General features: G+C 45.7%; 25 protein-coding genes and 2 pseudogenes. 15 read left to right on the forward strand and 12 right to left on the reverse strand.

Annotated elements, in window-relative coordinates; genetic code table 11:
- The gene (locus tag AC1DN5_RS07255; RefSeq protein ID WP_016936479.1) at positions 1–762 is read left to right on the forward strand and encodes an ABC transporter permease; all 762 of its coding nucleotides are present in this window, start codon (positions 1–3) and stop codon (positions 760–762) included.
- A 23-nt stretch (positions 763–785) separates the two neighbouring features.
- Here the strand turns inward: AC1DN5_RS07255 and AC1DN5_RS07260 are convergent, their stop codons facing one another.
- Entirely contained in the window at positions 786–1,604 is an 819-nt protein-coding gene (locus AC1DN5_RS07260) for a uroporphyrinogen-III synthase (RefSeq protein ID WP_366969517.1), read from the reverse strand.
- Positions 1,605–1,777: 173 nt separating this feature from the next.
- On the opposite strand from AC1DN5_RS07260, the gene AC1DN5_RS07265 reads away from it, so the two are divergent.
- The gene (locus tag AC1DN5_RS07265; protein ID WP_003154919.1) at positions 1,778–1,963 is read left to right on the forward strand and encodes a DUF8096 family protein; all 186 of its coding nucleotides are present in this window, start codon (positions 1,778–1,780) and stop codon (positions 1,961–1,963) included.
- 38 nt (positions 1,964–2,001) lie between these two features.
- Here the strand turns inward: AC1DN5_RS07265 and AC1DN5_RS07270 are convergent, their stop codons facing one another.
- The 4 genes from AC1DN5_RS07270 to fdhF all read right to left on the reverse strand — a co-directional run bounded on the left by AC1DN5_RS07270 (position 2,002) and on the right by fdhF (position 8,104).
- On the reverse strand, positions 2,002–3,186 hold the full coding sequence (locus AC1DN5_RS07270; RefSeq protein WP_016936480.1) for a macrolide family glycosyltransferase: 1,185 nt from the start codon (positions 3,184–3,186) through the stop codon (positions 2,002–2,004).
- Entirely contained in the window at positions 3,183–4,403 is a 1,221-nt protein-coding gene (locus AC1DN5_RS07275; RefSeq protein WP_366969518.1) for a cytochrome P450, read from the reverse strand. The genes AC1DN5_RS07270 and AC1DN5_RS07275 overlap by 4 nt, the downstream gene beginning before the upstream one ends.
- 208 nt (positions 4,404–4,611) lie before the next feature.
- Positions 4,612–5,154, reverse strand: coding sequence for a helical membrane plugin domain-containing protein (locus AC1DN5_RS07280; protein WP_016936482.1), 543 nt, complete (start codon positions 5,152–5,154; stop codon positions 4,612–4,614).
- Positions 5,147–8,104: a formate dehydrogenase subunit alpha gene (gene fdhF / locus AC1DN5_RS07285; protein WP_366969519.1), complete on the reverse strand. Its 2,958-nt coding sequence runs from the start codon at positions 8,102–8,104 to the stop codon at positions 5,147–5,149. Before fdhF ends, AC1DN5_RS07280 begins: the two co-directional genes overlap by 8 nt.
- Before the next feature lie 124 nt (positions 8,105–8,228).
- On the opposite strand from fdhF, the gene AC1DN5_RS07290 reads away from it, so the two are divergent.
- The 3 genes from AC1DN5_RS07290 to AC1DN5_RS07300 all read left to right on the forward strand — a co-directional run bounded on the left by AC1DN5_RS07290 (position 8,229) and on the right by AC1DN5_RS07300 (position 9,514).
- Positions 8,229–8,798, forward strand: a complete 570-nt coding sequence (locus tag AC1DN5_RS07290) for a YjgB family protein (RefSeq protein WP_049628297.1) — start codon at positions 8,229–8,231, stop codon at positions 8,796–8,798.
- Between the two features lie 97 nt (positions 8,799–8,895).
- Positions 8,896–9,297, forward strand: coding sequence for a ribosomal maturation YjgA family protein (locus AC1DN5_RS07295; protein ID WP_366969521.1), 402 nt, complete (start codon positions 8,896–8,898; stop codon positions 9,295–9,297).
- 43 nt (positions 9,298–9,340) lie between these two features.
- On the forward strand, positions 9,341–9,514 hold the full coding sequence (locus AC1DN5_RS07300) for a YjfB family protein (protein WP_064777866.1): 174 nt from the start codon (positions 9,341–9,343) through the stop codon (positions 9,512–9,514).
- Positions 9,515–10,094: 580 nt separating this feature from the next.
- On the opposite strand, the pseudogene AC1DN5_RS07305 reads toward AC1DN5_RS07300, so the two are convergent.
- Positions 10,095–10,491, reverse strand: a pseudogene (locus tag AC1DN5_RS07305) (MgtC/SapB family protein); the annotation flags it as partial.
- Positions 10,492–10,592: 101 nt separating this feature from the next.
- Between AC1DN5_RS07305 and AC1DN5_RS07310 the strand changes: the two are divergent.
- Positions 10,593–10,925, forward strand: a complete 333-nt coding sequence (locus tag AC1DN5_RS07310) for a hypothetical protein (protein WP_366969523.1) — start codon at positions 10,593–10,595, stop codon at positions 10,923–10,925.
- Between the two features lie 457 nt (positions 10,926–11,382).
- Here AC1DN5_RS07310 and AC1DN5_RS07315 read toward each other — a convergent pair whose 3' ends face one another.
- Together AC1DN5_RS07315 and AC1DN5_RS07320 are read right to left on the reverse strand one after the other, a co-directional pair.
- Positions 11,383–12,066 carry an HAD family hydrolase gene (locus AC1DN5_RS07315; protein WP_366969524.1) on the reverse strand — a complete coding sequence of 228 codons (684 nt, stop codon included), beginning with the start codon at positions 12,064–12,066 and terminating at the stop codon, positions 11,383–11,385.
- A 17-nt stretch (positions 12,067–12,083) separates the two neighbouring features.
- Complete coding sequence (locus AC1DN5_RS07320; protein WP_045925377.1) at positions 12,084–12,845, reverse strand: DeoR/GlpR family DNA-binding transcription regulator; 762 nt, start codon at positions 12,843–12,845, stop codon at positions 12,084–12,086.
- A 252-nt stretch (positions 12,846–13,097) separates the two neighbouring features.
- On the opposite strand from AC1DN5_RS07320, the gene lacG reads away from it, so the two are divergent.
- The 9 genes from lacG (at position 13,098) to AC1DN5_RS07365 (ending at position 23,694) form a co-directional block, all read left to right on the forward strand.
- A complete protein-coding gene (gene lacG, locus AC1DN5_RS07325; protein WP_366969526.1) occupies positions 13,098–14,498 on the forward strand; it encodes a 6-phospho-beta-galactosidase in 1,401 nt (466 codons plus the stop codon).
- 63 nt (positions 14,499–14,561) lie between these two features.
- The gene (locus AC1DN5_RS07330; RefSeq protein ID WP_007407323.1) at positions 14,562–14,876 is read left to right on the forward strand and encodes a PTS sugar transporter subunit IIA; all 315 of its coding nucleotides are present in this window, start codon (positions 14,562–14,564) and stop codon (positions 14,874–14,876) included.
- A gap of 11 nt (positions 14,877–14,887) precedes the next feature.
- On the forward strand, positions 14,888–16,594 hold the full coding sequence (locus AC1DN5_RS07335) for a PTS lactose transporter subunit IIBC (protein ID WP_366969527.1): 1,707 nt from the start codon (positions 14,888–14,890) through the stop codon (positions 16,592–16,594).
- A 15-nt stretch (positions 16,595–16,609) separates the two neighbouring features.
- Complete coding sequence (locus AC1DN5_RS07340) at positions 16,610–17,779, forward strand: galactokinase (RefSeq protein WP_064777863.1); 1,170 nt, start codon at positions 16,610–16,612, stop codon at positions 17,777–17,779.
- Between the two features lie 3 nt (positions 17,780–17,782).
- Positions 17,783–18,775: a UDP-glucose 4-epimerase GalE gene (gene galE / locus AC1DN5_RS07345; protein ID WP_327813954.1), complete on the forward strand. Its 993-nt coding sequence runs from the start codon at positions 17,783–17,785 to the stop codon at positions 18,773–18,775.
- A gap of 1 nt (position 18,776) precedes the next feature.
- On the forward strand, positions 18,777–20,276 hold the full coding sequence (galT, locus tag AC1DN5_RS07350; protein ID WP_366969675.1) for a UDP-glucose--hexose-1-phosphate uridylyltransferase: 1,500 nt from the start codon (positions 18,777–18,779) through the stop codon (positions 20,274–20,276).
- 51 nt (positions 20,277–20,327) lie between these two features.
- Positions 20,328–21,440 carry a glycoside hydrolase family 53 protein gene (locus AC1DN5_RS07355; RefSeq protein WP_188153931.1) on the forward strand — a complete coding sequence of 371 codons (1,113 nt, stop codon included), beginning with the start codon at positions 20,328–20,330 and terminating at the stop codon, positions 21,438–21,440.
- A 226-nt stretch (positions 21,441–21,666) separates the two neighbouring features.
- Positions 21,667–22,140 (forward strand): MarR family transcriptional regulator, encoded by a 474-nt coding sequence (locus tag AC1DN5_RS07360; RefSeq protein WP_045925370.1) that lies wholly within the window; start codon positions 21,667–21,669, stop codon positions 22,138–22,140.
- 141 nt (positions 22,141–22,281) lie between these two features.
- The gene (locus AC1DN5_RS07365) at positions 22,282–23,694 is read left to right on the forward strand and encodes an MDR family MFS transporter (RefSeq protein ID WP_366969528.1); all 1,413 of its coding nucleotides are present in this window, start codon (positions 22,282–22,284) and stop codon (positions 23,692–23,694) included.
- A 99-nt stretch (positions 23,695–23,793) separates the two neighbouring features.
- On the opposite strand, the gene AC1DN5_RS07370 is transcribed toward AC1DN5_RS07365, so the two are convergent.
- The 4 genes and pseudogenes from AC1DN5_RS07370 to AC1DN5_RS07385 form a co-directional block, all read right to left on the reverse strand.
- Positions 23,794–24,114 (reverse strand): putative quinol monooxygenase, encoded by a 321-nt coding sequence (locus AC1DN5_RS07370; protein WP_327813949.1) that lies wholly within the window; start codon positions 24,112–24,114, stop codon positions 23,794–23,796.
- A 42-nt stretch (positions 24,115–24,156) separates the two neighbouring features.
- Entirely contained in the window at positions 24,157–25,077 is a 921-nt protein-coding gene (gene bla, locus AC1DN5_RS07375) for a class A beta-lactamase (protein ID WP_327814381.1), read from the reverse strand.
- Positions 25,078–25,377: 300 nt separating this feature from the next.
- Positions 25,378–25,637, reverse strand: a pseudogene (locus AC1DN5_RS07380) (hypothetical protein).
- A 7-nt stretch (positions 25,638–25,644) separates the two neighbouring features.
- Positions 25,645–26,007 carry a hypothetical protein gene (locus AC1DN5_RS07385; protein WP_366969529.1) on the reverse strand — a complete coding sequence of 121 codons (363 nt, stop codon included), beginning with the start codon at positions 26,005–26,007 and terminating at the stop codon, positions 25,645–25,647.
- Positions 26,008–26,876: the final 869 nt, after the last annotated feature.

The raw sequence follows: 26,876 nt of genomic DNA on the forward strand, positions 1-26,876 counted from the left end.
ATGGATTATCTTTCTCTGTTATTTACAAGTGTATTTGTCATTATCGCTTTATTTCTGTCTAAATCTTTTAAAGCCGGCGTAGAAAAAGATATGATCATCGCAACCGTCAGGGCCGTCATTCAGCTTCTCATCATCGGCTATGTGCTGTCGCTGATTTTCCACGGTGATCACCCGGTGTTTATCCTACTCATGGTGCTTCTTATGCTCACGGCCGCTTCGCATAATGTCGCCAAACGGAAAAAAATGCGGATCGGTTCATTTTGGCGCGTTTATCTGACACTGGCTATTGTGGAAATCGTGACACAGGGAATTTTACTGGCCCTTCATATCATTCCGTTTACTTCAAGATATGTCATTCCGATAAGCGGCATGGTCATCGGAAACTCCATGGTGCTTTCAAGCCTGTTTTTAAACCGGCTCAGTTCGGAAGCGGATCTGCGGAAGGAAGAAATTCAGCTGATTCTCTCTCTCGGCGGAACGCCTAAGCAGGCAGTCCGCCATATATTGACGTCCAGTATGAAACTCAGTATGATACCGACACTGGAAAGCCAGAAAACATTAGGTCTCGTTCAGCTTCCCGGCATGATGACGGGACAGATTTTAGCAGGGGCTGATCCGATACAGGCGGTGCGCTTTCAGCTGTTGATCGTTTTTACAACGATGGCCTCCGCTCTTCTTACATGTATCATACTCAGCGCCTTAACGTATCCATCCCTTTTCACGGAACACTGGCAATTAAAAAAATTCAGCAGGGAAGCTTAGGCTTTTCCCTGCTGAATGATTGTTTATGACAATGTCAGAGATTCATAGTAACGGGATAATTCAATAATCATCGCTCCCATCCGCTCAATGTCCGGAGCAAGGACTCTCTCCACCCCTTCATCCTTGATCGCTTCAGCCGTCACTTTGCCGACTGCGGCGGCAAGAACATGGTTTTCGAATGCTTGCTGCAGTTCTTTTGCGGACCCTTTTTCTTTTGCATAATCAAAGAGAGAACGCACTTGAATGGCTGTCGTAAAACAGACGGCGTCAACCTCGCCGTTTAACAGCTCTCCCAGCAGTTTATCAACCGTCTCCCTTTCAGGCGGAATATGCTGATAAGGCAGAACGGGGAATACCTCTGCTCCGTTTTTCTCGAAGAATTCCGTTAAAACGGGCGCTTTTTCGCCATGAAGCTGTATCATGACTTTTTTGTCTTTAAAGTCAAACCGTTCCAAGGAGCGGATCAGCCCTCTTGTTGTACCGTCTTCATCAGAGGCATGCGGCGTGATGCCGAGCTTCTTTAAGGCCGCATATGTTTTATAGCCTCTGCAGCCGATTTTCGCTTCGTGTACGGCCGCTAGAAATTCTTCTTTCAGACCTATTTTTTCTGATACGGACAATAACGTTTCCGTCCCGATGCCTGTGGTGAATATCACCCAGTCGGCTTTTTGCTCAGCAAATATTCTTACATCAGGTTCTATCTGATCCTCCGCCAAGTATACGGTTCCTTGGAGGGAACGGGTGACTGCCGTTCCGCCCTGCTTTTCTATTAATCTTGTGATCTCTTCTGTTTTCCGCGAACCGCCGATGGCAATCCGTTTACCTTTCAATCCTTTTCCCATCGCTGTTTTTTCTTCCCTTCAGATGCCGGGCGCCCCATGGCAGGCCGTCATTTATTTCTATTATTGTTACGCAATCAGCCGGGAAAATCAAGATATGCTCCGTTGAATCCCCCGTGCAGTTGCTGTATCATTAACCGGGCAGAATGATTTGATTCGCGGAGGGACTTTCAATCATGGAAACAAAAAAAGAGTTCGAAACAAAAGGTTACGATACTTCGGTCATTTATGAGTTCAATGAATATCCTGATGTTCACAGCGGCCGATGTGATAATTGCGACTATACGCTGTTTAAAAGCTCAGTGAAGGGCGGAAAATTTTTGCGGGAATGCCGGAGATGCGGTATGAAGAAAAATATATAACAAAACAGGCAGCCGTCCGGCGCTGCCTGTTTTTTCAATCAATTTTCGACGGACGCCTCTTTCAGAAATTCTTCAATGGCACAAACAGCCTGTTTGGCGCCGCCGGTTTCTTCTATTTTCTGCTGCATGCTTTTCACACGGCTGAGGATGTTTTTATCACCGTAAACTTTCTGAACATCTTTTTGGAGACGCGCCGCTGTGACTTCCTTCGGCGGCAGATGCACGCCGAGCCCCAATTCATCCACGCGCTTTGCAGTGACCTCTTGTTCGTGCATTTGCGGAACGACAACGAGCGGAACACCCGCATTCATCGCCTCCATTGTACTGTTCATCCCGCCGTGAGATACGAACAGCTTTGCTTTCTCCAGTACATCAAGCTGCGGAACGTGCTGGCGGATAATAAAGTGATCGGGCACATCCGAAAAACTGTCCGGATCAATTGTTGTGCCGACTGACATAATAACCCGCCAGTCTGAGTCCCGAAACGCATCGATACACATTTGGTAAAATTCAGGCCAAGCGTTAAACGCAGTTCCAAGAGAGATGAGCATAAGCGGACGGTCATCAGCCGCATCAATTTCCAAACTTCCCGTATTTGTGCGTTTCCCAAGGGACGGACCGGCAAAACAAAACCGTTCATCAAAGGTTTCCTGTTTCGGCTGAAAGGCTCTTGGCATAAAGACGATATTCAGTTTTTCAGGCATGAAAAACTCTTCCATCGTCATCCGTTTCAGTTGTTCATTTTCAATTTTCTCCTGATATTCTTCTATCGCCTGTTTGGCGGCTTCCATCGTTTCTTCGTCTCTTCCTAATTGAAAATACTCATTCATTGCATAGCTTGGGCAGAACTTTACGGCCGGGATGCCGCCATTATCCGCAAACAACTTTCCGGCAAGCGCTAAAAAATCAAACAGGACGATGTCGGGAAGGTCGTCTTTGTACAGCTCTTCCAGCTGCGGAAGCACTTCAACCGCTTCTTCCAGAAACATCACAAACGCGTCATTTTTATTTACCCGTTCTTTTATCGTCTTCGGATCCGCCTTAATGCTTGTGCGGTATAAAAGAGGAACGGCACCCGTTTTGGCAACGGAAGCCTCGAATTCCTCAGTCGTAGCGAATGTCACTCTGTGCCCGCGATTGACAAGCTCTTCGGCTACGGGCAGCGTGGGATTGACATGGCCGTGAGCGCCCACATTAATAATGGCGATGTGTGTTTGTCTCATCTTTGTTTCTCTCCCTTATTTTCGTTTATCTCCGCTTCTAAAGACTCCAGCCCGTACATGACACTGTTTCGGATCGGCTCAATCCGGACGGGCTCCAGGTGTGGAAAGGACTTTACAATTCCTTTCAGCGCAACTTCCGCTTCAAGTCTGGCAAGCGGGGCTCCTAAGCAGAAGTGTATACCGAACCCGAAGGAGAGGTGCGGATTTGACTCGCGATGAATATCAAATACGTCAGCCTGCTCAAATTTGTTTTCATCACGGTTGGCAGATGCAATATAGCAAAGAACGATATCCCCGGTTTTCAGACGGCGGCCGCACAATTCAGTATCATGCCGGACCGTTCTTCTGACAAATGGAGCGGGAGCGCGAAAACGCAGTGTTTCCTCCACCGTTTGCGCGATGAGAGAAGGGTCCTGTCTCAGTTCTTTATAAAGGCCGGGCGTCTCTAATATACTGTAAACCGCATTTGAAATGAGATTAGTCGTTGTTTCATTTCCCGCTACTAAAAGCAAATTGCAAAACGGAATTAGGTCTTCTGCCGAGAGCTTCTCCCCTTCTTCTTCCTCTTTGATCAAAATAGAAATTATGTCTTGGCCGGGCTGTTTTCGTTTGCTTTCTATTATTTCCGCAAAAAACGCCGCCAGCTCCGCCTCACATTGGTCACGTTCCTGCTGATTTTTCTCCGCCGCTTCAGGACTCGCATCTTTCGGCATGCTGACGAGAATGTCCGACCATTTTTTAAACTGCGCCATGTATTCGGACGGGACGCCTAATAATTCTGAAATCACCGTGACCGGCAAAGGATAGGAAAGATCTTTCACGATATCAATCCGCCCTTTGTTCTTTGCCTGTTTCAGCAGATTCTCTGTAATGTCTTCAATTCTCGGCTCCCATTCCTTCAGTACGCGCGGAGTGAAAGCGCGATTGACGGCCGATCTGATTTGGGTATGCTTCGGCGGGTCCATATTCAGCATGGACTTTGCAATCGAGCTTTTCACGTCTGGCATAAGGCTTGAGAAAGTCTCTTTATCACTGATGACCCTTTTGACATCATCATATAAAAACACACTCCATACCTTAGTTTCTTCATCAAATTGAATGGGGCTTTCCCGTCTCATTTTTTCGTACCAAGGAAAAGGGTTGTATACGTCCAGGCCGTTTTTTCCTTTCATCAGGGTTCTTTGGATGGCTTGTCTCGGGCTCCTCAGCTTACTCATGTTTTATCACTCCTGATTGTTTCATATTTGAACAGTTGACCTACTTTGAATTTTATCCTAGCACATATTTTCAATTTTTTTCTATTCATAACCTTAACTATTAACATAACACAACAAAAGTCATGAATCCCGAGGTGAAATTTTTCCCAAGAAAGCAGCGTGAACGCACAAAAAACCCGAGCCGTATGAGAGGCTCGGGGGGTGATGTTCACTCATTCGTCTGCGGTTCCTGATGGTGCTTTTGGTCTTCAGGAGGCCGCGTATTTCTCTCCATGTCACTTGTATCAGCACCCATGCCTTTCAGGAAAGAAAACAGCAGCGTGACGGCCTTGTTGATTTCCGGGTCTTTTAAAGCGCGGACGATATCAAAATAACCCGTCTTTTTGCTGCTGTCTTTCTCCTCAACAGCCTTTGTGACGCCCGCGTTGATTTTGACGATAAACGGTTCAAGCTGTTTTACATCAAGCATGCCGAGGACGCCGGTTAACAGCAGGAGATTTTTCAGCATATTGGCCGTTTCCGGCGTATTCGCCTTCTTCACGAGGATGTCCATCACTTTGTCGCCCTGGCCGAAAAGTCCGCGCAGAAGCGCCAAAACGCCGCGCTCATTCATGTGCTGAAGAATGTGCAAAGACTCCAAAATCGCGTCTTTATTTTGCAGAAGAGCCGTCTCAATCTCTTCTAAATCCTTTCTTCGTTTGTCTTCTTCCGTGACGGTCTGTTTTCGGATGGTGCGGGTTGCTTTAGCCATTTTGCTGTTTCCCCCTTTTTACCGCGTCTCCCGGAAATACATAATCTTTTCGCGCCCATTTCCGCTCAACCTGGACACCGATCTGCGGCTGCGGGTTTCCGTAACGGAAATTGATTTTCGGAAGCGGATTAATGCCTTCTTTTTTCAAAATCTCCATCTTCGCTGAGGTTTCTTTATAGGCTGGTGTATCCGTATCCTTATCCGCATAGCTGCTTGTTAAAAGGTTAATGGCGGCATCTTTTGAATCGTTCATCGGCAGATAAACTTGTTTGCCTTTTACCCGGTCTGTAATGACGCATTTGACTTTCACATTTCCGTACGGTGATGTCAGGCGGACAAGCGTCCCGTCTTCAAGCCCTCTTTCTTCAGCGAGTTCGGGTGAGACCTCCAGAAACACACTCGGTGTTTTTTCGGAAATTCCTTTTGACCGGTAAGTCAGGTTTCCTTCGTGAAAATGCTCAAGCAGCCGCCCGTTATTCACATGGAGATCATACTCTTCATCAAATTCTTTCGGCTCGGTCCACTGAACGGGATAAAGAACCGCTTTGCCGTCTGAAAACGGGAACTTCTCCGTAAATAAAAGCGGTGAATCGGTTCCATCCGCTGCAACGGGCCATTGCAGTGAATTGTAGCCTTCGAGACGTTCGTAAGTGACGCCTGCGTAGAGCGGTGAAAGCATCGCCGCTTCTTCCATAATGTCTGCCGGATGTTCATAGCGCCAATCAGCGCCCAGCCGGTTGGCGATGTCCGTAATGATCTGCCAGTCAGGCTTTGAATCGCCCAGCGGTTCAAACACTTGGTAAAGGCGCTGCACCCTCCGTTCCGTATTCGTAAACGTGCCTTCTTTTTCAAGGCTCGGGCTTGCCGGGAGCACCACATCGGCGAACTCGGCCGTCCGCGAGAGAAAAATATCCTGCACAACGAAGAAATCAAGCTTTTCAAAGGCGGCATGAACATGGTTAATGTTGGAGTCGACAAGCCCCATTTCTTCTCCTTTTAAGTACATCGACTTCAGTTTTCCCGAGTGGATGCCTTCGATCATTTCATGATTTGTCATTCCGATTTCTTTCGGCAGGTCTGCTCCCCAGCCCTGTTCATACTTTTTGCGGGCTTTTTCATCCGTTACTTTTTCATAACCGGGGAAGCTGTCAGGCATGCTGCCGAAATCACTGGCACCTTGCACGTTATTATGGCCCCGAAGCGGATATGAGCCTGCCCCGGGCTTGCCGTAATTTCCGGTCACAAGCAGCAGGTTGGAAATGGCCGTGCTCGTATCACTTCCTCCGATATGCTGAGTAACCCCCATTGCCCACAGCGCGCACACACTGCCGGCTTCATGAATCATCCGCGCTACCTTGATTAAGGTCTCCTTGTCCACACCGGTATGTTTTTCAGCATATTCTATTGTGTAAGGTTCAAGGCTTTTCACGAATTCATCTAATCCGTTCACTCTTTCATTCAGAAATGCAGTATCCGCCAAATCGTGATCAAGCAGATACTTCGATACGGCGTTCAGCCAGACAATATCCGATCCGGCACGCGGCTGGAAAAACACGTCGGAGCGCTCGGCCATTTCATGTTTTCGCAAGTCCGCCACGACGAGCTTCTGTCCGTGCAGCTTATGGGAACGTTTAATACGTGTAGACAGAACGGGGTGAGACTCAGACGTATTTGAGCCGATAATCAGTACGAGCTCAGCTTTTTCTATATCTGTAATCGATCCTGAATCGCCGCCGTATCCGACCGTTCTGAACAAACCGGCCGTAGCTGGAGACTGGCAGTAGCGTGAGCAGTTGTCGACATTATTTGTGCCGATCACGGCTCTGGCAAGCTTCTGCATCACGTATGATTCTTCATTCGTGCATTTGGAAGATGTGATAAAAGCAAGCGCGTCCGGGCCGAAATGTTCTTTTATATCGGTAAATTTATCGGCGATCAGCTGCAGCGCTTCATCCCATTCCGCCTCCCGAAACGAATCCCCTTCCCGTATAAGCGGTTTGGTAAGACGCTTTTCACTATTGACGAAATCCCAGCCGAATTTCCCTTTTACACACGTCGAAATGCCGTTTGCGGGCGCCTCGGCCTGAGGTTCTACCTTTAAAATGTCTCTTCCTTTCGTCCATATATCAAAACTGCAGCCGACACCGCAGTATGTGCATACGGTTTTCGTCTTTTTGATTCTTTCATCACGCATGGCCGATTCCATGTCTGATATGGCTAAAATCGAGCCGTAGCCGGTTTCGACGCCTTTTGTGATGTCAATCATCGGCCGAAGCGTCTCTTCATTGATGCCTGTTAAATAACCCGCTTCGCCTTCCATGCCTTTTTCCATCATGGCATTGCACGGACATACGGTTGAACAATGTCCGCAGGAAACACATGATGATTCATTAATCGGCACATCCTGATCCCAAATGACCCGCGGGCGTTTGCGCTCCCAATCGATACTTAACGTCTCAGTTACCTGTACGTCCTGACAGGCTTCGACGCAACGTCCGCATAAGATGCACTGATCGGGATCATACCGGTAAAACGGATTTGATTCATCTTTAAGATACGGTTTTTGATCGAACGGAATGCTTTGGTGATTGATTTTCATTTCCTTTACGGTATTATGTACTTCGCAGCTCCCATTGTTGTAATCACAAACCGTGCAGTATAATTCATGGTTGTGCAGAATGTTGTCCATGCCGATAATCTGCGCTTTTTTCACATCGGACGAAAGCGTATCAATGACATCTCCGTCCTTTATTTGCGCGGAACACGAACGGACGAGTTCCCCGTTAACACTGACGATACAAGTATCGCACGTTTCAATCGGACCGAGACTCGGATGATAGCACACGTGCGGCACGTCAATCGAACTATTGTTTAAAAGCTGCAAAACGGTTTGTCCATCTGCGGCTTCCATTTCAACGCCATTGATTGTAACCTTCTTTGTATCAGCCATTTTCTTTTCCCCTTTCTGTTCCCCTCTATACATCCTTTATGATTCCCAGCCCACCTTTCACTAAAACATCCCGTTTAACTGAGGAAACATACGGGTATGAGCGGTAAAAAGGAGGCATTCACATATGCTGAAGAAAAAAACACTCATCACGGGATTGTCGGCCGTGATGCTCACAGGCGGCGCATTCAGCGCAGAAGCAGTTTCGGATACACAGTCCGTTCATGCTGCAGCCGCTTCAAAAACGGAAAATCAACGTGCACAAGAACTGGTGAACAGCCTTTATCAATCGGCGTTTCAAGGGGAAATGCCGCAACAAGTGAAAGGCCTGAAAATCAACCAAAGCACGAGACAGGATGTTTACGATAAAATCGGCGAGCCGGAACAGAAAGCAGACAGCCGCAATCCATTTGATTTATACAGCTGGAACATGGGAAACCCCGGTTATGGATTTTCCTATCATAAAAACGGCAAAATCTCAGAAATCCGCTATTTCGGGACAGGGGTGGAACGGCGTTTAAACCTCGGCAGCGTCACACCTGACGTTTTAAGCAAACAAATCGGCAGCGCTGACAAAATCCTGACAGTGCCGAAAACGGGCGAAACAGATTACGTCTATCATACGGGACAGTATGAGCTCCGCTTCGTCATCGGCAGTGATCAAAAAGCAGACCATGTCAACCTAAAAGAAAGATAATCCGAAACAGCGGCCTCCCGGGCCGTTTTTTTCATAGACAGCTTCTCCGTCATTCCTTACAATACATGGGAGTACAAAAAAAGGGGAACAGTGTGAAGTGAACAGACATCGATTGACATACGGGGCATTGACCGTTTTTATCATCGCCCTCGGTTTATTATCCAGAACCGCCTGCATTACCAACCTATTGCCCGGCATGATAACCGCTTATTTAGGAGATGCCCTGTGGGCGGCAATGATTTTTACCGGATTCGGTTTTTTATTTCGAAACATCCGGACGGAAACAGCCGCTATCCTGAGCCTCTCGTTTTGCTGTCTGATTGAATGCAGCCAGCTGTATCATGCGCCGTGGATTGACGCGATCAGAAGCAGCACGCTCGGCGGGCTGATCCTCGGCTGGCAATTTGTCTGGAGCGACATTTTCACCTATACCCTCGGAGTATGCGCGGCCGCACTTTTAGAATGGGCCGTTAAAAGAAAACGCCGGCTCTCTTCATAATCGGAGCACGCCGCCGATATGAAGGGATAAGGAGGTGGAAGCTATGGATATCCCTGCGTTATCAATCGCTATGCACCAGGCATCTCTGGCGCAGAATGTAAATATCGCGTTAACAAAAACGGTCATGCAGAATGCCCAGACCGCTGCGGAAGAAACCGTAAAAATGCTGCCGGCCCAGCACCCGACTGCCGGCCATTCCATTGATGTGAAAGTGTAAAAAAAGATGCCGGATGATAACCGGCATCTTTTTTTCTGCCCGGAGTACGCACACCATACCGGGCATACAGGAATATGGTAAACGGAATAACTCTTTCAAAGGAGGTTTTCCTCTTGTACGATCCTTTTGATCATGAATACACAGCCGAGAGCCACGAGCGGGTGCCGTATCATTATCCCCGGCCGCCTTATTATTTCCCCAGACCATATCCATACTATCCGCGGCCGCCTTATTATTTCCCCAGACCGTATCCATACTATCCGCGGCCGTATATCCCGTTCTATCCTTGGTATTAATGTTTGAAAAGAAATGACCGCAGAAAGGGGAGCTTCCCCTTTTTGCTATTCAACTTTGACGGACAGGATATACGGGAGGGATTGAACTTTCTCCATCACCGCGGCTTTTCCGCTTTTGCTTTTCACCCTTCCCTTCACTTCAAGCACCGCCTTATTCAATTCATAGGACGTGATGAGAATTCCCTTTGCTTCAAGCGAAGTTAAAATTTCATGCATAACGGCTTTCTCCTCAATCTGGAAACTGACAGACAGAGAATGCGCCGCCGGTTTAAACAGAAAATTTAAAAGTTCAAGCCCGATTAACGCCAATATCGTGCCGCTGATACCGATGACATACATCCCCGCCCCGATCGTCAGACCGATCCCGGACGTGGCCCAAATCCCCGCGGCTGTCGTAAGCCCCCGCACGACATGCCGCTGCAAAATAATCGTGCCAGCCCCTAAAAATCCGACACCGCTGACGACCTGCGCCGCCACCCGGCTCGGGTCAAAGGACGTATGGCTGTTGGATAACAAATCAAAAAATCCATATTTGGAAACAATCATCATCAAGGCGCTGCCGACGGCCACTAGAAAATGCGTCCTCAAACCGGCTTCCTTCGCCCTGAATTCTCTCTCCAATCCAATCAGGGCCCCAAGCAGCCCCGCAACCGCCAGACGAATCACAAAATCAAGTTCCATCCGTCTCTCTCCTTTCCTTATCTTCTTACCCGCTTTTACAACCCAATCATACGGTGTATCTTTTTTTAAAATGCACCGACTAATTGACATAAGGAGGTTTTATGAAATATATTCTGTGGTTTTTTATATTATTGTTATTTAGCTTATTTATTTTGGGAGGATATAAAGCATCCGTTTCTCACCCGGATTTCCCGGTGCCATTATTCGCTATGCACAGCAAAACAAAGGAATATGAAAAAGGAAAATACGTTTCAAACTATACATACCGTTTCGCAAAAGAAGAAGAAGGTCCGAGCGGTTTATACCAATTGGAAATAGCCGAAAAAGGCTGGAAACTTAAAAATCAGGAAGGACTTATCAGAACCTATGAAAAGCGAGGAGAACGTGTTTCACTTTTTTTCGGTACGGGGGAAATAAGCGTCATTGAAGAATGATCTTTCTCAAAAGACAGGCTGACATCCGCAAACGGCATATCTTTTTCAACTTCCTTTATCTTCTCAATTAAGGCGAGCACCTTTCTGATCCAAAAAATGCCGCCTCCGATGTGAAAATCATTATAAAAACAAAAGCGCAACTGAAAAAGGATAAGCACCTCATAAAAAAAGCCCTCTTTTTAAAAAGAGGGCTTGCTAAATAGGACTTTTTCTACCTTCAACACTGTAAACCCTATTATGAAGAACAGCTGTTGAATTGTTTTGCAAATCTCCTAAAATTTTTTGCGATTCCACCTATCCAAAGCAGATTCATATTCTAAATATATTCATTTAGAACTCATCAAAAACTTCGGTTTCTGTTGCACATATATTAATAGGGAGCGTTTTTTTACACCAAATTTTGGATAATACATCAAAAGATCTTACATAAAGGTCACCATCAATCCAACTGCATCTCTCAAACAGAATATCCGGCAATCACCTCAAAAAACGAGGTGAAATCTGTCAGTATCCCGTCATCCGCCAGATGTTTTTCTTCAAATAACGCGCGGTTTTTTCCGAACGGGTCAATGGCCACAATCTTGCCCGCACCTGCTTTTTTCGCCGCTGTGAGCCCGGAAAAGGCATCTTCAATGACTAGGCACTCTTCAGGGTTAAGGCCTAATTTTTCCGATGCGATGATAAAAATATCCGGCGCCGGTTTTCCGGGGAAGCTTCCGTCATCAAACGTGACTTTGTCAAAATCAAACCACTTTCCCAAATGAAAGACGTCAAAGTAAAACTCGACATTTTCCTTTACCGTAGCCGTGGCGATGGTCATCGGCATTCCGGACTTTTTCAGATGGTTTAAGACGCCGGTCAGCCCCTTCGTCAGCTTTAACTCCGCTTTGTTTTCAAGGCATAATTCTCTGTAGTAGGCTTCTTTTTCAAAAGACATCTTCTTGATTTCTTCATTTGTTAAATCGCCGGAAATAAAATGCGTCAGGATTTCACTGTTTGTTCTTCCGTGAATGTTAATGAAAATATCTTCATCAGAAATCGCTTTCGGAGAGTATTTTTTCACCATGTAAAACCACGCTTTTTCGTGGAGATGTGAATCTTGAAACATCGTGCCGTTGAAATCAAAAATAACCCCTTTCATCGAAACGCCTCCCCTTTTTATTTTTTTGCGATTTTGACATCCACATATTGCTCATAATGGATCTGAACATCTTTCATCACTTTATCATCCGTAATCAAATAATCCATATCATGTAAGTTGTAGAACACGTAAAAATCTTCCCGGTTGAATTTTTTATTGTCCGCCAGCAAAAATTTCGTCCGCGAATTGTTCAGCGCGATTTGATGGGCCTCTCCTTCTTCAATGCTGTAAGAAGAAATCTCATCATTATGTATGCCGTTTGCGCTGATGAAGGCTTTCGTAAAATTGAATTTCTGCAGATTGCCGTTTACAATAGGCCCAACAAATGCACCCGTGTTTTTTCGGAAGTCGCCGCCAATCAGGATGGTATCCGCAGTGTCGCCATGCTTTAAAATATCAAACACGGGGTAGTTATTGGTGATAATCCGAATTCTCTTATGCAGCAGGTGTTTCGCTAAAAGTTCAATTGTCGTGCCCGGTCCTAAAAAAACGGTATCGCCGTCATTTACATATGAAGCCGCGAGTTCCGCGATTTTCCCCTTCTCCTCCATTTGAACATCCAGTTTTTCATTATGCGATAATTCGTGGTCAATGGAATAAGAAATGCTCTGTGCGCCTCCGTGAATACGCACGATTTTTCCGGCCTTATCCAGCTCATCCAGATCTCTTCTCACCGTCATATCAGAAACTTCCAATTCATCGATAATATCACTCACCGTAATAAACCCCCGCGAGTTTACGATATCGATGATTTTTAAAAGACGCTCTTTTTTTAACATGCTCAATCATCCCCTCAACTTTACACACAATCTAACATACCACGCCAATCTGGTCAACAAAAACAAACAATAACAAACAATATTATCAACATATAAAACATTGAAGAACTTGTTTTACCCTTGTAAACACAGTTATTATTTCCTTATGAAGCTATTGACAACAAAAATGTATGCGTTTACTATTAAACAAAAGATAACATTTACAAACATTAACAAACTTCAATTTACACATTGGCAAAGGAGGATTCAGTAATGCTCAAATTACCTCATGACTTTATTTTCGGCGGGGCGACTGCGGCATACCAAGCGGAAGGCGCCACAAAAGAAGGCGGCAAAGGGCCTGTAGCCTGGGATGAATTTCTTGAAAAACAGGGAAGATTCAGCCCTGATCCGGCAAGTGATTTTTACCGACAGTTTCCGGAAGATATCAAACTATGTGAGAAATTCGGAATAAACGGCATCCGCCTTTCTATAGCATGGACGAGAATTTTCCCTGATGGCACAGGCGAAATCAATCAGGAAGGCGTTGATTACTATCACCGTATTTTCTCAGAGTGCCAAAAACGCAGCGTCACCCCTTTTGTCACGCTGCATCATTTCGATACGCCGAAAGGATTATTTGATCAGGGAGATTTTCTCAACCGCGCCGCAATAGATGCGTTCGTCAAGTATGCGGAGTTTTGCTTTAAAGAATTCAGCGAAATCCGATATTGGAGCACGTTTAACGAAATCTATCCTACAGCCACCAACCAGTATTTACTCGGCGTTTTCCCGCCATCTGTTAAAAGTGATATCACAAAAGTCATTCAATGCCTCCATCACATGATGGTGGCGCATGCGATGACCGTCAACCTCTTTAAAGAAGGCGGCTATCCGGGAGAAATCGGTGTCGTCCACTCACTGGAAACAAAATACCCCGCCAGTGACTCGGAAGAAGACCGCCATGCCTGCTTTCTCGATGACGCGTTATCAGTGAGATTCCTCCTGGATGCCACCTACCTCGGCTATTATTCTGAAGAAACCATGCGTGCTCTGGATGAAATCTGTGAGGCGAATGGCGCTTCATACGAGTTTTCAGACAGCGATTTTGACGTGATGAAAAAAGCGTCAACGCGCAATGATTATCTCGGCATCAATCATTACCAATGCCATTTCGTCAAAGCGTACGACGGAGAGACCGTTATTCACCATAACGGAACGGGAGATAAGGGCACTTCGGTCTATAAAGTAAAAGGGATCGGCGAAAGAATTTACAAAGAAGGCCTGAAACGGACCGATTGGGACTGGCTCATTTATCCTGAAGGCATGTATGACATGCTGATACGCATCAAACGGGACTATCCGCAATATAACAAAATTTACATTACCGAAAACGGCATGGGCTATAAAGATGAGTTTGAAGACGGCATCATTATGGATAAGGCAAGAATCGACTATTTAAAAGTATATTTAGAAGCCGTCAGCAAAGCGATTAGCGACGGGGTCAACGTAAAGGGATATTTCTTATGGTCCTTAATGGATTTATTTTCATGGACCAACGGCTACAACAAACGTTACGGTCTTTTTTACGTCGACTTCGACACCCAAAAACGGTATCCGAAAGAATCGGCCTACTGGTACAAACTTGTAAGTGAAACAAAAACAATCATTTAACGATCATACATGGTGAAAAGAATCTCTTTTCATCATGTGTGCCGTCTTTAGGAGGGTGTTTTCATGACAAAGGAAGAATTGCAGATGCTTGGTTTTGAAATCGTCGCCTATGCCGGCGACGCCAGAAGCACTTTATTGAAAGTCCTGAAAGAAGTCCGTGCCGGAAACTTCGAAAACACGGAAGCAGCATTAAAAAGCGCAGATGAAAATCTAACCCTCGCCCACAATGCGCAAACGAAAATGTTAGCTGAAGAAGCTGACGGCAAGGACATGGAATTAGGGTTTATTTTCGTTCACGGCCAGGACCATTTAATGACAACCCTTCTGCTCCGTGATCTTATTCAGGATTTTATAGAACTCTACCGAAGCCGCCGATAAGGAGTGGAAAAATGAACGGTATCATCAAGCAAATCGAAAAGGGAAAACCGTTTTTTGAAAAAATCTCAAGAAACATTTATTTAGGCGCGATCCGCGACGGCTTCTTAACGGCCATGCCTGTGATTTTATTCGCCAGCATTTTCATCCTCACCGCGGCTGTGCCGGAAGTGTTGGGTTTCACTTGGCCTAAAAATGTTTCTGAATGGCTTTGGAAAGTTTATAACTATTCAATGGGCGCCCTCGGCCTGATTGTTGCGGCAACAACTGCGAAATGCCTGAGTGAATCAATGAACCGGAAAATGCCGAAAAACAAAGGGATCAATCCCGTTTCAGCGATGCTTGCTTCAGTCGTCGGGTTTCTCATTTTAAGCGTCACTCAAATCGACGGCGGATTCTCCACGGAATATCTCGGCACAAAAGGTCTTTTAGCCGCTTTTGTATCCGCTTTCATAACGGTGAACGTTTACAGATTCTGCGCTCTGAAAAATATTACGATTAAAATGCCGAAAGAAGTTCCGGGAACCATTTCGCAAACATTTAAAGATGTTTTCCCGTTCGCCTTTTCCGTTTTGGCCATGGTGATCATTGATTTATTGATCAGGAATACGCTGAACGTATCGTTCGCGGAGGCTCTCTCCTCTCTCTTATCGCCGTTTTTTACCGCTGCAGACGGTTATCTTGGGATTTCTGTCATTTGGGGAATGATGGCGCTGTTCTGGTTTGTCGGCGTTCACGGGCCTTCTATTGTGGAGCCGGCCATCGCGGCTATTATTTACGCAAATGTGGAGGCGAACCTTCAGCTTCATAATGCCGGTGAGCAGGCGTCCAACGTGCTGACCGTCGGACTCGGAAATTTCGTCGGCACTATGGGAGGAACCGGCGCAACCCTTGTTGTTCCGTTTATTTTTCTTCTTTTCGCGAAATCCAAGCAATTGAAAGCAGTCGGAAAAGCATCCGCGGTTCCGGTGTCTTTCGCAGTAAACGAACCTCTTCTCTTTGCTGCGCCGATCATTTTAAATCCATATTTTTTCATTCCGTTTGTTGTAACGCCGATGGTGAATGTCTGTCTGTTTAAATTTTTCGTTGATGTCATCGGAATGAACAGTTTTATGTATGTTCTTCCGTGGGCTGCCCCGGCTCCCGTCGGCCTGATTCTGGGGACCGGGATGGGGCTTTCGGCTTTTGTCCTCACAGCCGTGTTAATCATTGTCGATTTCCTGATATACCTGCCATTCTGTAAAGCTTACGACAATGTATTAGCGGCGAAAGAAGCTCAACACACCGAATCTGAAACCGCGCCGCAAACATCCCGGGAGATACAGCCCGCAATGGCCGGCGCCTCTGAAGACGCGGCCTCGGTCATCAGCACAAATCTTCAGGAATCCTCATCCGCCTTGGAACACGGCACCAATGTGTTAGTGCTGTGCGCCGGAGCGGGAACGAGCGCCATGCTTGCGAACGCACTGACAGAGGGCGCCGAGGAATATAACGTGCCGATCACCGCCTCAGCAGGCGCCTACGGATCCCATTACGACATCATGAAAGACTTCGATATGATCATTTTGGCTCCGCAAGTCGGCTCTTATTACGATGACATTAAAGAAGATGCAGACCGCCTGCATGTGAAACTCATCGCAACGAAAGGAGCGGAATATATCGGCCTCACCAGGAATTCGCACAAAGCCATTCAGTTCATACTGGAGCATACCTCAAAATAGAATCGGAGGGTTATCATGGATGACAAACGTTTGAAATCAAGATTTAAAGACGTTTTCCAGAGAAGTAACGGGGAACTGTTTTTCGCACCCGGCCGGATCAACCTGATCGGGGAACATACGGATTATATAGGCGGCCACGTTCTTCCCTGCGCGATTACGATCGGAACATATGCCGTCTGCGCAAAACGCGGAGATCACCAAATCCGGTTATTCTCAGAAAACTTTCCGGACAGCGGCATTGTCTGCCTTGATCTCCACGATACAGCATACAAAAAAGAAGACGGCTGGACCAATTATCCAAAGGGAATGATCCGTTACCTTCTCCAAGCCGGCGGCCAAATAGACAGCGGAATGGATATTCTTTTTCACGGTACGATCCCAAACGGCGCCGGATTAAGTTCCTCCGCTTCTATTGAAATGTTAACCGGTGCTATTTTAAGAGAGTTATTCAGTCTGAATGTTTCCGATACTGAACTGGCGCTTATCGGAAAAAGAGTCGAAAATGAATTTATCGGCGTGAATTCAGGCATTATGGATCAATTCGCAGTGCAAAAAGGCAAAAAGAACATGGCCATTCTTTTAAACTGCGATAAGCTTGAGCACGAAATGATTCCGGCTGCTTTTAACGGATATAAAATCGTCATTATGAATACGAACAAGCGCCGGGAACTGGCAGCTTCAAAATATAATGAACGCCGCAGTGAATGTGATGAGGCTCTTTCAGAACTTCGGCAATATCGGAATATCGCATCACTTGCGGAATTAACGGCAGAAGAATTCAACAAACTCGAACACCTTCTCTCCCGTGAAACATTGCGCAAAAGAGCCCGTCACGGAATCAATGAAAACGAGCGGACCCTCTCAGCCGCGGAAGCTCTCAAATTGAATGATTTGAAAATGTTCGGGGAGCTGATGAATGCGTCCCACCGTTCATTACGCGATGATTATGAAGTGACCGGTGCCGAATTAGACGCGCTCGCTGAAGCAGCCTGGAAGGAAGGTGCGCTCGGGGCGCGGATGACGGGCGCGGGGTTCGGCGGCTGCGCCATAGCCATTGTGGAAAGCGGAGAAACCGCCGGCTTTATCCGGGCTGTTTCATCTCACTACCGCAGCAGGACAGGTCTTGAAGCTTCTTTCTACATCGCGGATATAAGCGATGGCGCGGCTGAATGGAGGGAAAAATAAATCATGGCGATTCTCGTTCTCGGCGGAGCCGGCTATATCGGTTCTCATGCGGTTGATCAATTAGTAAACAAAGGATTTAAAACGATAGCTGTGGATAATCTCCAGACAGGCCACCGGAAAGCCGTTCATGAAAAAGCCGTTTTTTACCATGGAGATATCCGCGACAAACCGTTTCTTCGCTCTGTTTTTGCGAAGGAGAACATAACGGGCGTTCTCCATTTTGCCGCTCAATCCCTTGTCGGCGAATCAATGAAAGACCCGCTTTCATACTTCAATCATAATGTGTACGGCACACAAATTACACTGGAGGTCATGCAGGAATTCGGGGTGAAACACATTGTATTTTCTTCATCCGCCGCTGTATACGGCGAACCTGAAAAAGTGCCCATCACAGAAGACATGCCGGAAAAGCCGGAAAGCGCATACGGCGAATCAAAACTAATGGCAGAAAAAATGCTGAAGTGGTGCGATGCCGCCTGGGGCATAAAATATGTCTCCCTTCGGTATTTTAACGTGGCCGGCGCGAAAACGGACGGTTCCATCGGAGAAGATCATCAACCGGAAACCCACCTTATCCCTATCCTTTTACAAACCGCGCTCGGTCAGCGGGACGAGGTTTTGATATTCGGCACTGACTATGATACTAAAGACGGCACGTGCATCCGCGATTATGTTCATGTTTCTGATTTAATCGATGCCCATATTCTCGCTCTGGAATATTTGCAGAACGGCGGAGACAGCGGCATTTTCAATTTAGGCTCAAGCAGCGGATTTTCCGTATTAGAAATGGTCAATGCAGCCCGGCAAGCAACCGGGCGAGGCATAAAAGCAAGAGCGGCCGAAAGAAGACCCGGTGATCCGGGCACTCTCATCGCATCAAGCGATAAAGCGCGGAACATTCTCGGCTGGAATCCGAAACAAACGGACATAACGGAAATCGTTGAATCAGCATGGAATTGGCATCAGCATCATCCAAACGGATACAAAGACAAATGAAATGGAGGCGGCGGTCATTGAAGTTTTTGAATCAGTGGCAGGGTTTCTGAAAGAGAGCACTGTCTTAGGCGACATAAATGAAACAGATGTAATTTATACAAGAAACAGGCTTCTTGATCTGCTCGGACTGACGGATTATGCAGAACCGAAGCATATCAAGAAACAAAACAGGCTTCACTATTTGGACGAAATGGTGAAAGACGCGGTAAAACGGTCAATCATCAACGACACGCCGGCTGAAAAAGACATGCTGGAAAGCAGGATCATGGATGTAATCACACCGGCCCCTTCTCTGATCAATGCCACATTCAGCGAATTGTTATCAGATGGCCCGAAAAAAGCAACAGATTATTTTTACCGTCTGAGCCAAAACAACGACTATATGAAGACGCGGGCCATCCGAAAAAATATCGTGTACCGCTCACCAACACCTTTTGGCGAGTTGGAGATCACAATTAATTTATCAAAGCCGGAAAAAGACCCTAAAGACATCGCCCTGGTTAAAAACAGCCCGGAAAACCGTTATCCGAACTGTCTGCTCTGTATGGAAAATGAGGGATATGCCGGAACTTTACATCACCCTGCCCGTTCAAACCACCGCATCATCCGGCTTGACTTAGCGGGAGAACAGTGGGGTTTTCAATATTCACCTTATGCGTATTACAACGAGCACGCCATTTTCCTTTCAAGCACGCACAAGCCGATGAACATCAGCTGCTGCAGCTTCAGAAGACTTCTGGCCATTACGGAAATCTTCCCGCATTATTTCGCGGGATCAAACGCAGACTTACCGATCGTAGGGGGATCCATTCTTTCACACGATCATTATCAAGGCGGCGCTCATGAGTTTCCGATGGCAAAAGCGGACTCCCTTTATCCTTTTCGTATGCATCATTTTCCAGACGTTCAGGCTTTTGTCGTGAAGTGGCCGGTATCAGTGATCCGCCTGCGGGCAAAAGATCCGGATTTGCTGACTGAGGCGGCTGCATATGTTTTTGAAAAGTGGCGGGAATATTCAGACGCAACCGTCGGCGTCATCGCAAAGACGAATGAATTCCATAATACCGTCACTCCAATTGCCAGACGCAGGGGAACGGATTTCGAAATCGATCTCGCCCTCAGAAACAACCGCACCTCCGAAGATTATCCGGATGGCATTTTTCACCCGCATCAAGACGTTCATCACATCAAAAAAGAAAACATCGGTCTGATTGAAGTGATGGGGCTTGCCGTTTTGCCTCCCCGCCTGAAAGATGAGCTGGCAGAAGTAAAAAAGTATTTGCTGAATGAACCTCATGACATCAAAGACATTCATCTTCCGTGGGCCGAAAACATCAAAGCGGATAAAGACGTGACACTTGAAAATGCAGCCGCTGTTTTACAAAAAGAAACCGCGAATGTATTTTTACGCGCGCTGACCGATGCAGGCGTTTTTAAAATGACAGCCGAAGGCATTCAGGCGTTTCAGCGTTTCACGACGTTATTGGAGAATGGCAGCTGAAACATTCAGAGTGAACTCAATCAACAATCTTTTTTATCAGGAGGTATTGTGATGTTCAAAAACCAGGTGAAGCGTGTATTTGTAAATATCATCTGTCTTTCCCTCATTTTCACCGCTTTTACATTCATTGAGAAGTCTCCTAAAGCAAAAGCGGATGCCCCGTTTGCCTATGGCGCTGATATAGGTTGGCTGAAACAAATGGAGGATGAAGGTGTGCGCTGGCTGGATGACGGCGGGAAACAGAAAGATGCCTTGCAGATTCTTAAAGATCACGGAATAAATGCCGTGAGACTGAGAGTGTTTGTGAATCCGCCAAGCAGCTATTATTGGCTGAAAGACGGCACAACATGGACCATGCTCGGCTATAGTGACAAAGCGGGCGTACTTGCGGCGGCCAAAAGGGCAAAAGCGTTAGGAATGAAGGTCATGGTTGATTTCCATTACAGTGATGTGTTCGCCGATCCCGGCCATCAAATCAAGCCGAACCAATGGACCGGCTATTCAAACAGCCAGCTGCAAGGAGCGGTGTATAACCATACGTACGACGTCATGAAAGAACTTAAAAATAACGGCATCTCCCCTGATTGGGTGCAAGTAGGAAATGAAATGAATTCAGGAATTTTACTGCCCGACGGCAGCACGAACGATTTCAGCAAATTGACCGCCTTATTGAACACAGGCTATGACGCCGTGAAATCCGTCAGCCCGGCCACCAAGGTAATCAGCCATTTGGCACACGGCACGGACAACAGCCTATTCAGATGGTGGTTTGATCAATTCTTTAAAAATGGCGGCAAAACCGACATCATCGGCGTTTCGTTCTACCCCTATTGGGAGGGTAAGCCTTACTGGGAGCTCACCGGCCAATTATCCTCTAATTTAAATGACATCGCCTCCCGCTACAACAAGGAAGTCATGGTGGTTGAACTGGGCGGAGATGAAAATAATCCGAAAGATTCCTACTGGACCATAAAAGACACCATAAAACTGGTGAAAGCGGTTCCGAACAGTAAAGGAACCGGCGTATTTTACTGGGAGCCCGAGGCTCACTCCAGCGTTCTGTCAGACGCGTATCCATTAGGCGCAACCGCAAAAGTGTCTAAAAACGTCCTGAAATACACAACCGCAATCGACGCTTTTTATGACGCCGCAACAGGAAAATGATTGATGTGATTCTCAAGCAGGCTCATTGCGCAGCCTGCTTTTTTATAAGGCTGTAGAGTTGGCCTGTTATGAAAAGAAAAAGAGCAAGTAACGAATACGGAAAGAAAAATACCCGAAAAACCACGTTTCGGTTAACTCTCAGTTCCTAAAACAGCTTTACGATTGTTGAAAAAGAAACAAAAATTTTATACTATTGTGTAAGCACCACCGAGCAGGAGGACGGGCCATGGACAAAAAAGAACAGCTCCTCACGAATTTCAGGGACTTTTTTAACAAGATGGTGTGGCTGAATAGGCTGAAGATGGAAGAAAGCCTTAAGGGGCATAAACCTTCTGAAGTGCATTGCATCGAAAAAATCGAAAAAATTGAAGACGCCAATGTGACTAAACTTGCGGAGTCCCTTTATATGACAAGAGGCGCCATAAGTAAATTAACGAAGAAGCTTATTAATAAAGGCCTTATCGAAAGCTATCAGAAGCCGCTTAACAAGAAAGAAATCTATTTCAGGCTTACCGAGCAAGGAAAAGTCATTTATAAAATTCACGAGGAATTGCACAAAGAGTTTCAAGAACGGGACAAAATCGTATTTGAACAAGTAACTGATGAACAATTTGACACGATGCTGAATTTTGTGGAAACATACAGCAGACATTTGGATTCAGAAATAAAGAAACTTGGTGCAGACATGAAATCGGAATAAATATGAATATAGTACCGGCAGCCCTGCTCCATGAAAACGGGCTGCCTTTTTATACCCCTCTTATTGTTGACAAAGAAACAAAAACACTCTATTATTTTGTTGACAAGGAAACAAAGACAACAATTTTGAGAGGAGAATAATATGTCAACACATAAAAGAAAGGAACTTCGGCTGCCAAAAGAAGTTCTCACAGCCGCCTGGGCTATTGCATTGGGAGCAATCGCTCCAATGCTTGATTCTACGATGGTAAACATCGCCATCGGCAAACTGACTGAAGACTTCCACACGACATTGGATACCATTCAGTGGTCCGTTACAGGCTATATGTTAGCACTTGCGATTGCAGTACCCGTATCCGGCTGGCTTATGAACAAATATAACGGCAAGAAAATCTTCATCGGCTCAGTCATCGCCTTTGGTGTCATTTCTGTTTTTGCGGGAATGAGCCGTGACGTTTCCAGCTTCATCTTCTTCCGTTTGCTTCAAGGATTCAGCGCCGGCATTATCACTCCGCTTATGTCAACACTCTTGGTTAAAACGGCAGGTCAGGAAAACCTGGGAAAAGTGATGGCAATCGTCAGCACCCCTATGATCTTCGGCCCTATCTTAGGACCTGTCATCGGAGGCTTCATCGTCCAAGGTGCTTCATGGCATTGGATTTTTTACATCAACGTGTTCATCGTTTTGATTGCTGCACCGCTTATGATGAAAACCATTCCGAACTTTGAACCATTCAACAAAGATCGTAAACTCGATATTTTCGGGATTATCAATTTGTCATTAATGAGCGCGGCATTGATGTACGGTATTACGAAAGCGGCGGCTCATGCATCATTTAACAATAGCGACACGATCTTATGGGTGGTCATCGGTCTTGTTTCAGCAGCGATTTACCTCGTATATAACCGGATCAGAAAAAATCAAACCGTGCTGCCGATGAATTTGTTTGCTCACAAGAGCTTCTTAGCATCAGCGATCGGGTTGTTCTTAGCGAATGTTGCCATCATGGGGCCGATGTTAATACTTCCGCTGTTTTTTCAAAACTTCCGTCATTTCACGGCAGTCGAAGCAGCACTCGCTTTAATCCCTCAAGGAGTCGGAATGCTCGTGACCCGTCCGCTGACCGGAAAAATGATTGATAAGATTGGTGCGAAATACGTCGTTATGGTCAGTCTTGTTCTGTCGCTGATCGGATCTGGCCCGCTGATTTTTATCACCGATAACACAAGTATGATTTGGATTTCCGTCATATTGTTTATCCGCGGCACCAGTTTTGGAGGAATTATGCTCCCATTGATGAGTGACGCTTATACAGGTCTTGACAGTAAACAGCTTCCGGAAGCGGGTGTCGGTATTCATATGATTGAAAACCTCGGTTCCAGCTTTGGGTCAGCTGTGATCGCAACCGTTACCGCAACTGTCATACAAGGATTGCAGCCGACGATTTCGAACAGTTTAAAAGGCTACCATGCCGGATTTTTAGTATCCGTCATCATCCTTGCGGCCATCTTCATTCCAAGTCTGTTCCTTACCCATAAAAAGACTGCAGTATAAAGAACTTTTCAAAGTAAAAAACCCTTGCGCAGCAAGGGTTTTAGTGAATGAAACTGATGATTGTTGCTGACAGAGTCGGCCAACAACAGACAAAGCCTTTTACTCATTCACATTGCTTTTCATTAACCATTCTACTTCCGTTAATTTTTGTTTTTGAACGTCTTTTGTATGCTTTTTCGTGAAATGGATTTTAACAGCTTCTTCGTTTTCCCAAATCTCCCAAAGCATGATTTTGCGTTCTGATGGTTCAAGCGGATGAGCATGGAACTGAATACAGCCTTCTTCTTTGTTCGTTTCTTCCTCAAGTTTTTTGAATTCCTTCATTATTTCATTAAGGTCTCTGTCGCTGATGATTTTTAAGCATGCCGTTATGTAATGCATCGCAATTCCCCCTCTTCCCATCATTTTATGGCTCTTCATTATCACATTTATCGAAAAAAATACCGCAATGAACGGCAATGTTTATTTAAGGCCATCAAGGGCGGCTTTTGCAGCCTCCGAGATAAGAGCATTATGATAATCGGCATCTTCCGTAAACCGGTTTGACAGGATTGCCAAAACAATTGGAGCTCTGTCAGGCGGCCAAACGATCGCAATGTCGTTTCGTGTGCCGTAGCTTCCGGCTCCGGATTTATCGCCGACTTCCCATCCTGCAGGAGCGCCTGCCCGAATCAGTTCGTCGCCGGTAGCGTTGCCCCGCATCCAATCTGTTAAAATCGTGCGCTTGTCAGCCGTGAGAGTATTACCCAAAGCGAAAGTCTTAAGGTCAGTTGCCAGTGCTTTTGCGGTGCTTGTGTCACGACGATCCCCGGGAATCGCCGAGTTTAAATCCGTCTCGAATCGATCAGCTTTCGTTACATGATCCCCGATCTGTTTCAATGACTTTTCGAAACCTTTAGGGCCGCCAAGCTGCTGGAGCAATAGGTTCCCGGCGGTATTATCGCTGTAACGGACAGCGGCTTCGGAGATTTCTTTCAGGCGCATGCCTGTATCCAGGTGTTTTTCTGTGATTGGAGAATATGTAACAAGATCATCTTTGGTGTAGCGGATGATGTCATTAAGTTTTTCATTTGAGCTTTTCTTCAGAACAGCAGCTGCGGCCAGAACTTTATAGGTTGATGCGTAAGCAAACCGTTCATTCGGCCGGTAGGCGATTGTCTTGTTTGACCCCGTATCAATCGCATAAACCCCGAGCCTGGCATCAAATTTTTTCTCAAGCTGAACAAATTTTTTGTTCGTTGTACAGCTTGTCATTTTTGTGTCTTCTATGGATTTTGCTTCAGCATGCGTTGAGCCGAATAAAGGGCTGAAACCGGTAAAGCTTAAACATAAAAGCCCAATGCATATTCCAACCTGTATTCTCGCTTTATTTTTCACATCCAGACCTCCTCATTATAATAATTTTGTATACTCCTTCTAATAAACATCACAAACAGGAAAACAGTCAATATTTTTCCTGTGAAATGTTTTCCGTGACAGTTAGGGAATCGCTGAAAAACACCCGCTGACGGTAAACAGCCAGAGTCAATCAATCGAACAGAAATGTTTACTGCCTCCACGAAGGCGGTCAAGGCCCGCACTCATTTACTGAGCCCCATAAAATGCACCGCCCTCTAATAGAAATAAAACCAGAATCCTAACCCCATCAGCAGAAAAACTATTCTCAGCGCCATCGAATCTCCCTTATTTGATTTGACATTTGGCTGATTCAAATGTTCCGATGTGGTTCTCAAGCTGGATGGCATAGGTCCCCTTTCCGGTTTTATTCCAGATTGTTTTCACGTTGAATAATTTCAGAGGCGTTGCCGTTTTATAACTGCCCCGCTGTGCTTCTTGTATAAGTCGCGGCCGCTGTATTCGGATTGATTTTGCCAGCCGGATCAAGCCGCTGAAGCAGACGGCGCAACGGCCGCCGCTCCCGTAAGTAATACCGCTGATAGAATTTCCTTGTTATTGCTTCTCCTGCTTTTTGTATTCTGCGATTTCCTTAGGGGTGGCCATTCGGATTTCGTCTGTGTCTGTCCTGTTTGCCGCTTGAACACCTTCCATGTTTTTCACCTCGCCCACTACTCCCAAATGCTTTAAATACACATGATCACCAATCTTGAAACGATTCTGTTTGGCCCGCTCCTCGATCACGCTCCTGTATTCAGTTGCGGCTTTCTTTTTTAAATCAGCCAGACACTTTTCACAAAGTGTTACTGTTACAGAATTGCCGTTAAAATCAGTAAACGAAACCGCTCTGACAGATTTCTTTTTCGGGTGCATCGTGCATGTTTTCTTCATGGGCGATGGCCGTGTAAATTTAATCATTCCGCTTCCTCCTCAAAACATGTCTTTTCGTCCCTCTGACATAACAGCGGATGAATGGGAAGTTCCATTCACCCGCATTCGAACCGCCACGACACATGGAGATTGCCTTTCCTTCACCGTCTGACGGATATTCATACATCCTGCATAGCTGTAAGCCTATATTTCTTTATATTCCCAATGCTCACCGCATTTCCCTGTTATGATGAAGTTTTTAAAGCTGTTGACCAGTTGCCCATGTTGGTTCCATGCGAAAAGTAGTTTGGACGTCGTATCCTAATTCATTCGGGTAAATTTCAGCCCTCTAATATGTGTGTATGCTTTTTAAAGGAGGTGCATCACATGATGTTCTAACAACCAGTTCAACTTAAACAAAGTGATTTAGTCGACAAAAAGATTGTCAGGAGCAAAAAGAACGGTGAATCTAAAAGCAATTGATCTTTTTGAATATGGATTGTAAGTCAACGCATTTTCCAAATTAATAAGAAGCCCCCCTCAGTTAATGGTGGGGGGGCTTGATAACGTGGCCGAATATTTCTTTATTGAACTCAAATGTCTGCATTCCAATATCGCCTGCAGGTATCCTTTCTCTAGATTGGAATAGCATGAATAAGGATAACAACTGAAATATACGAAGATTATGCAAAAATTGATTGATGGGTGATGATTTTGCCGCCATGTTAATGTACAAATATTCAATTAAAAAGGAAAAGAATTAAACAAGGGGTTAGATGTTTCAAATTAAGGTCCTTCAGAGCGATGGAGAAGAAACATAAAGAACTTGCTTAATGCGAATTTTTCATCCTTTAATGCTCTGCTTTATTTTTCACTTTTGTTATTAAGATAAGAGAACCACAATAAACTTATGAACC

The organism is Bacillus sp. 01N42_2 (genome assembly GCF_056399565.1).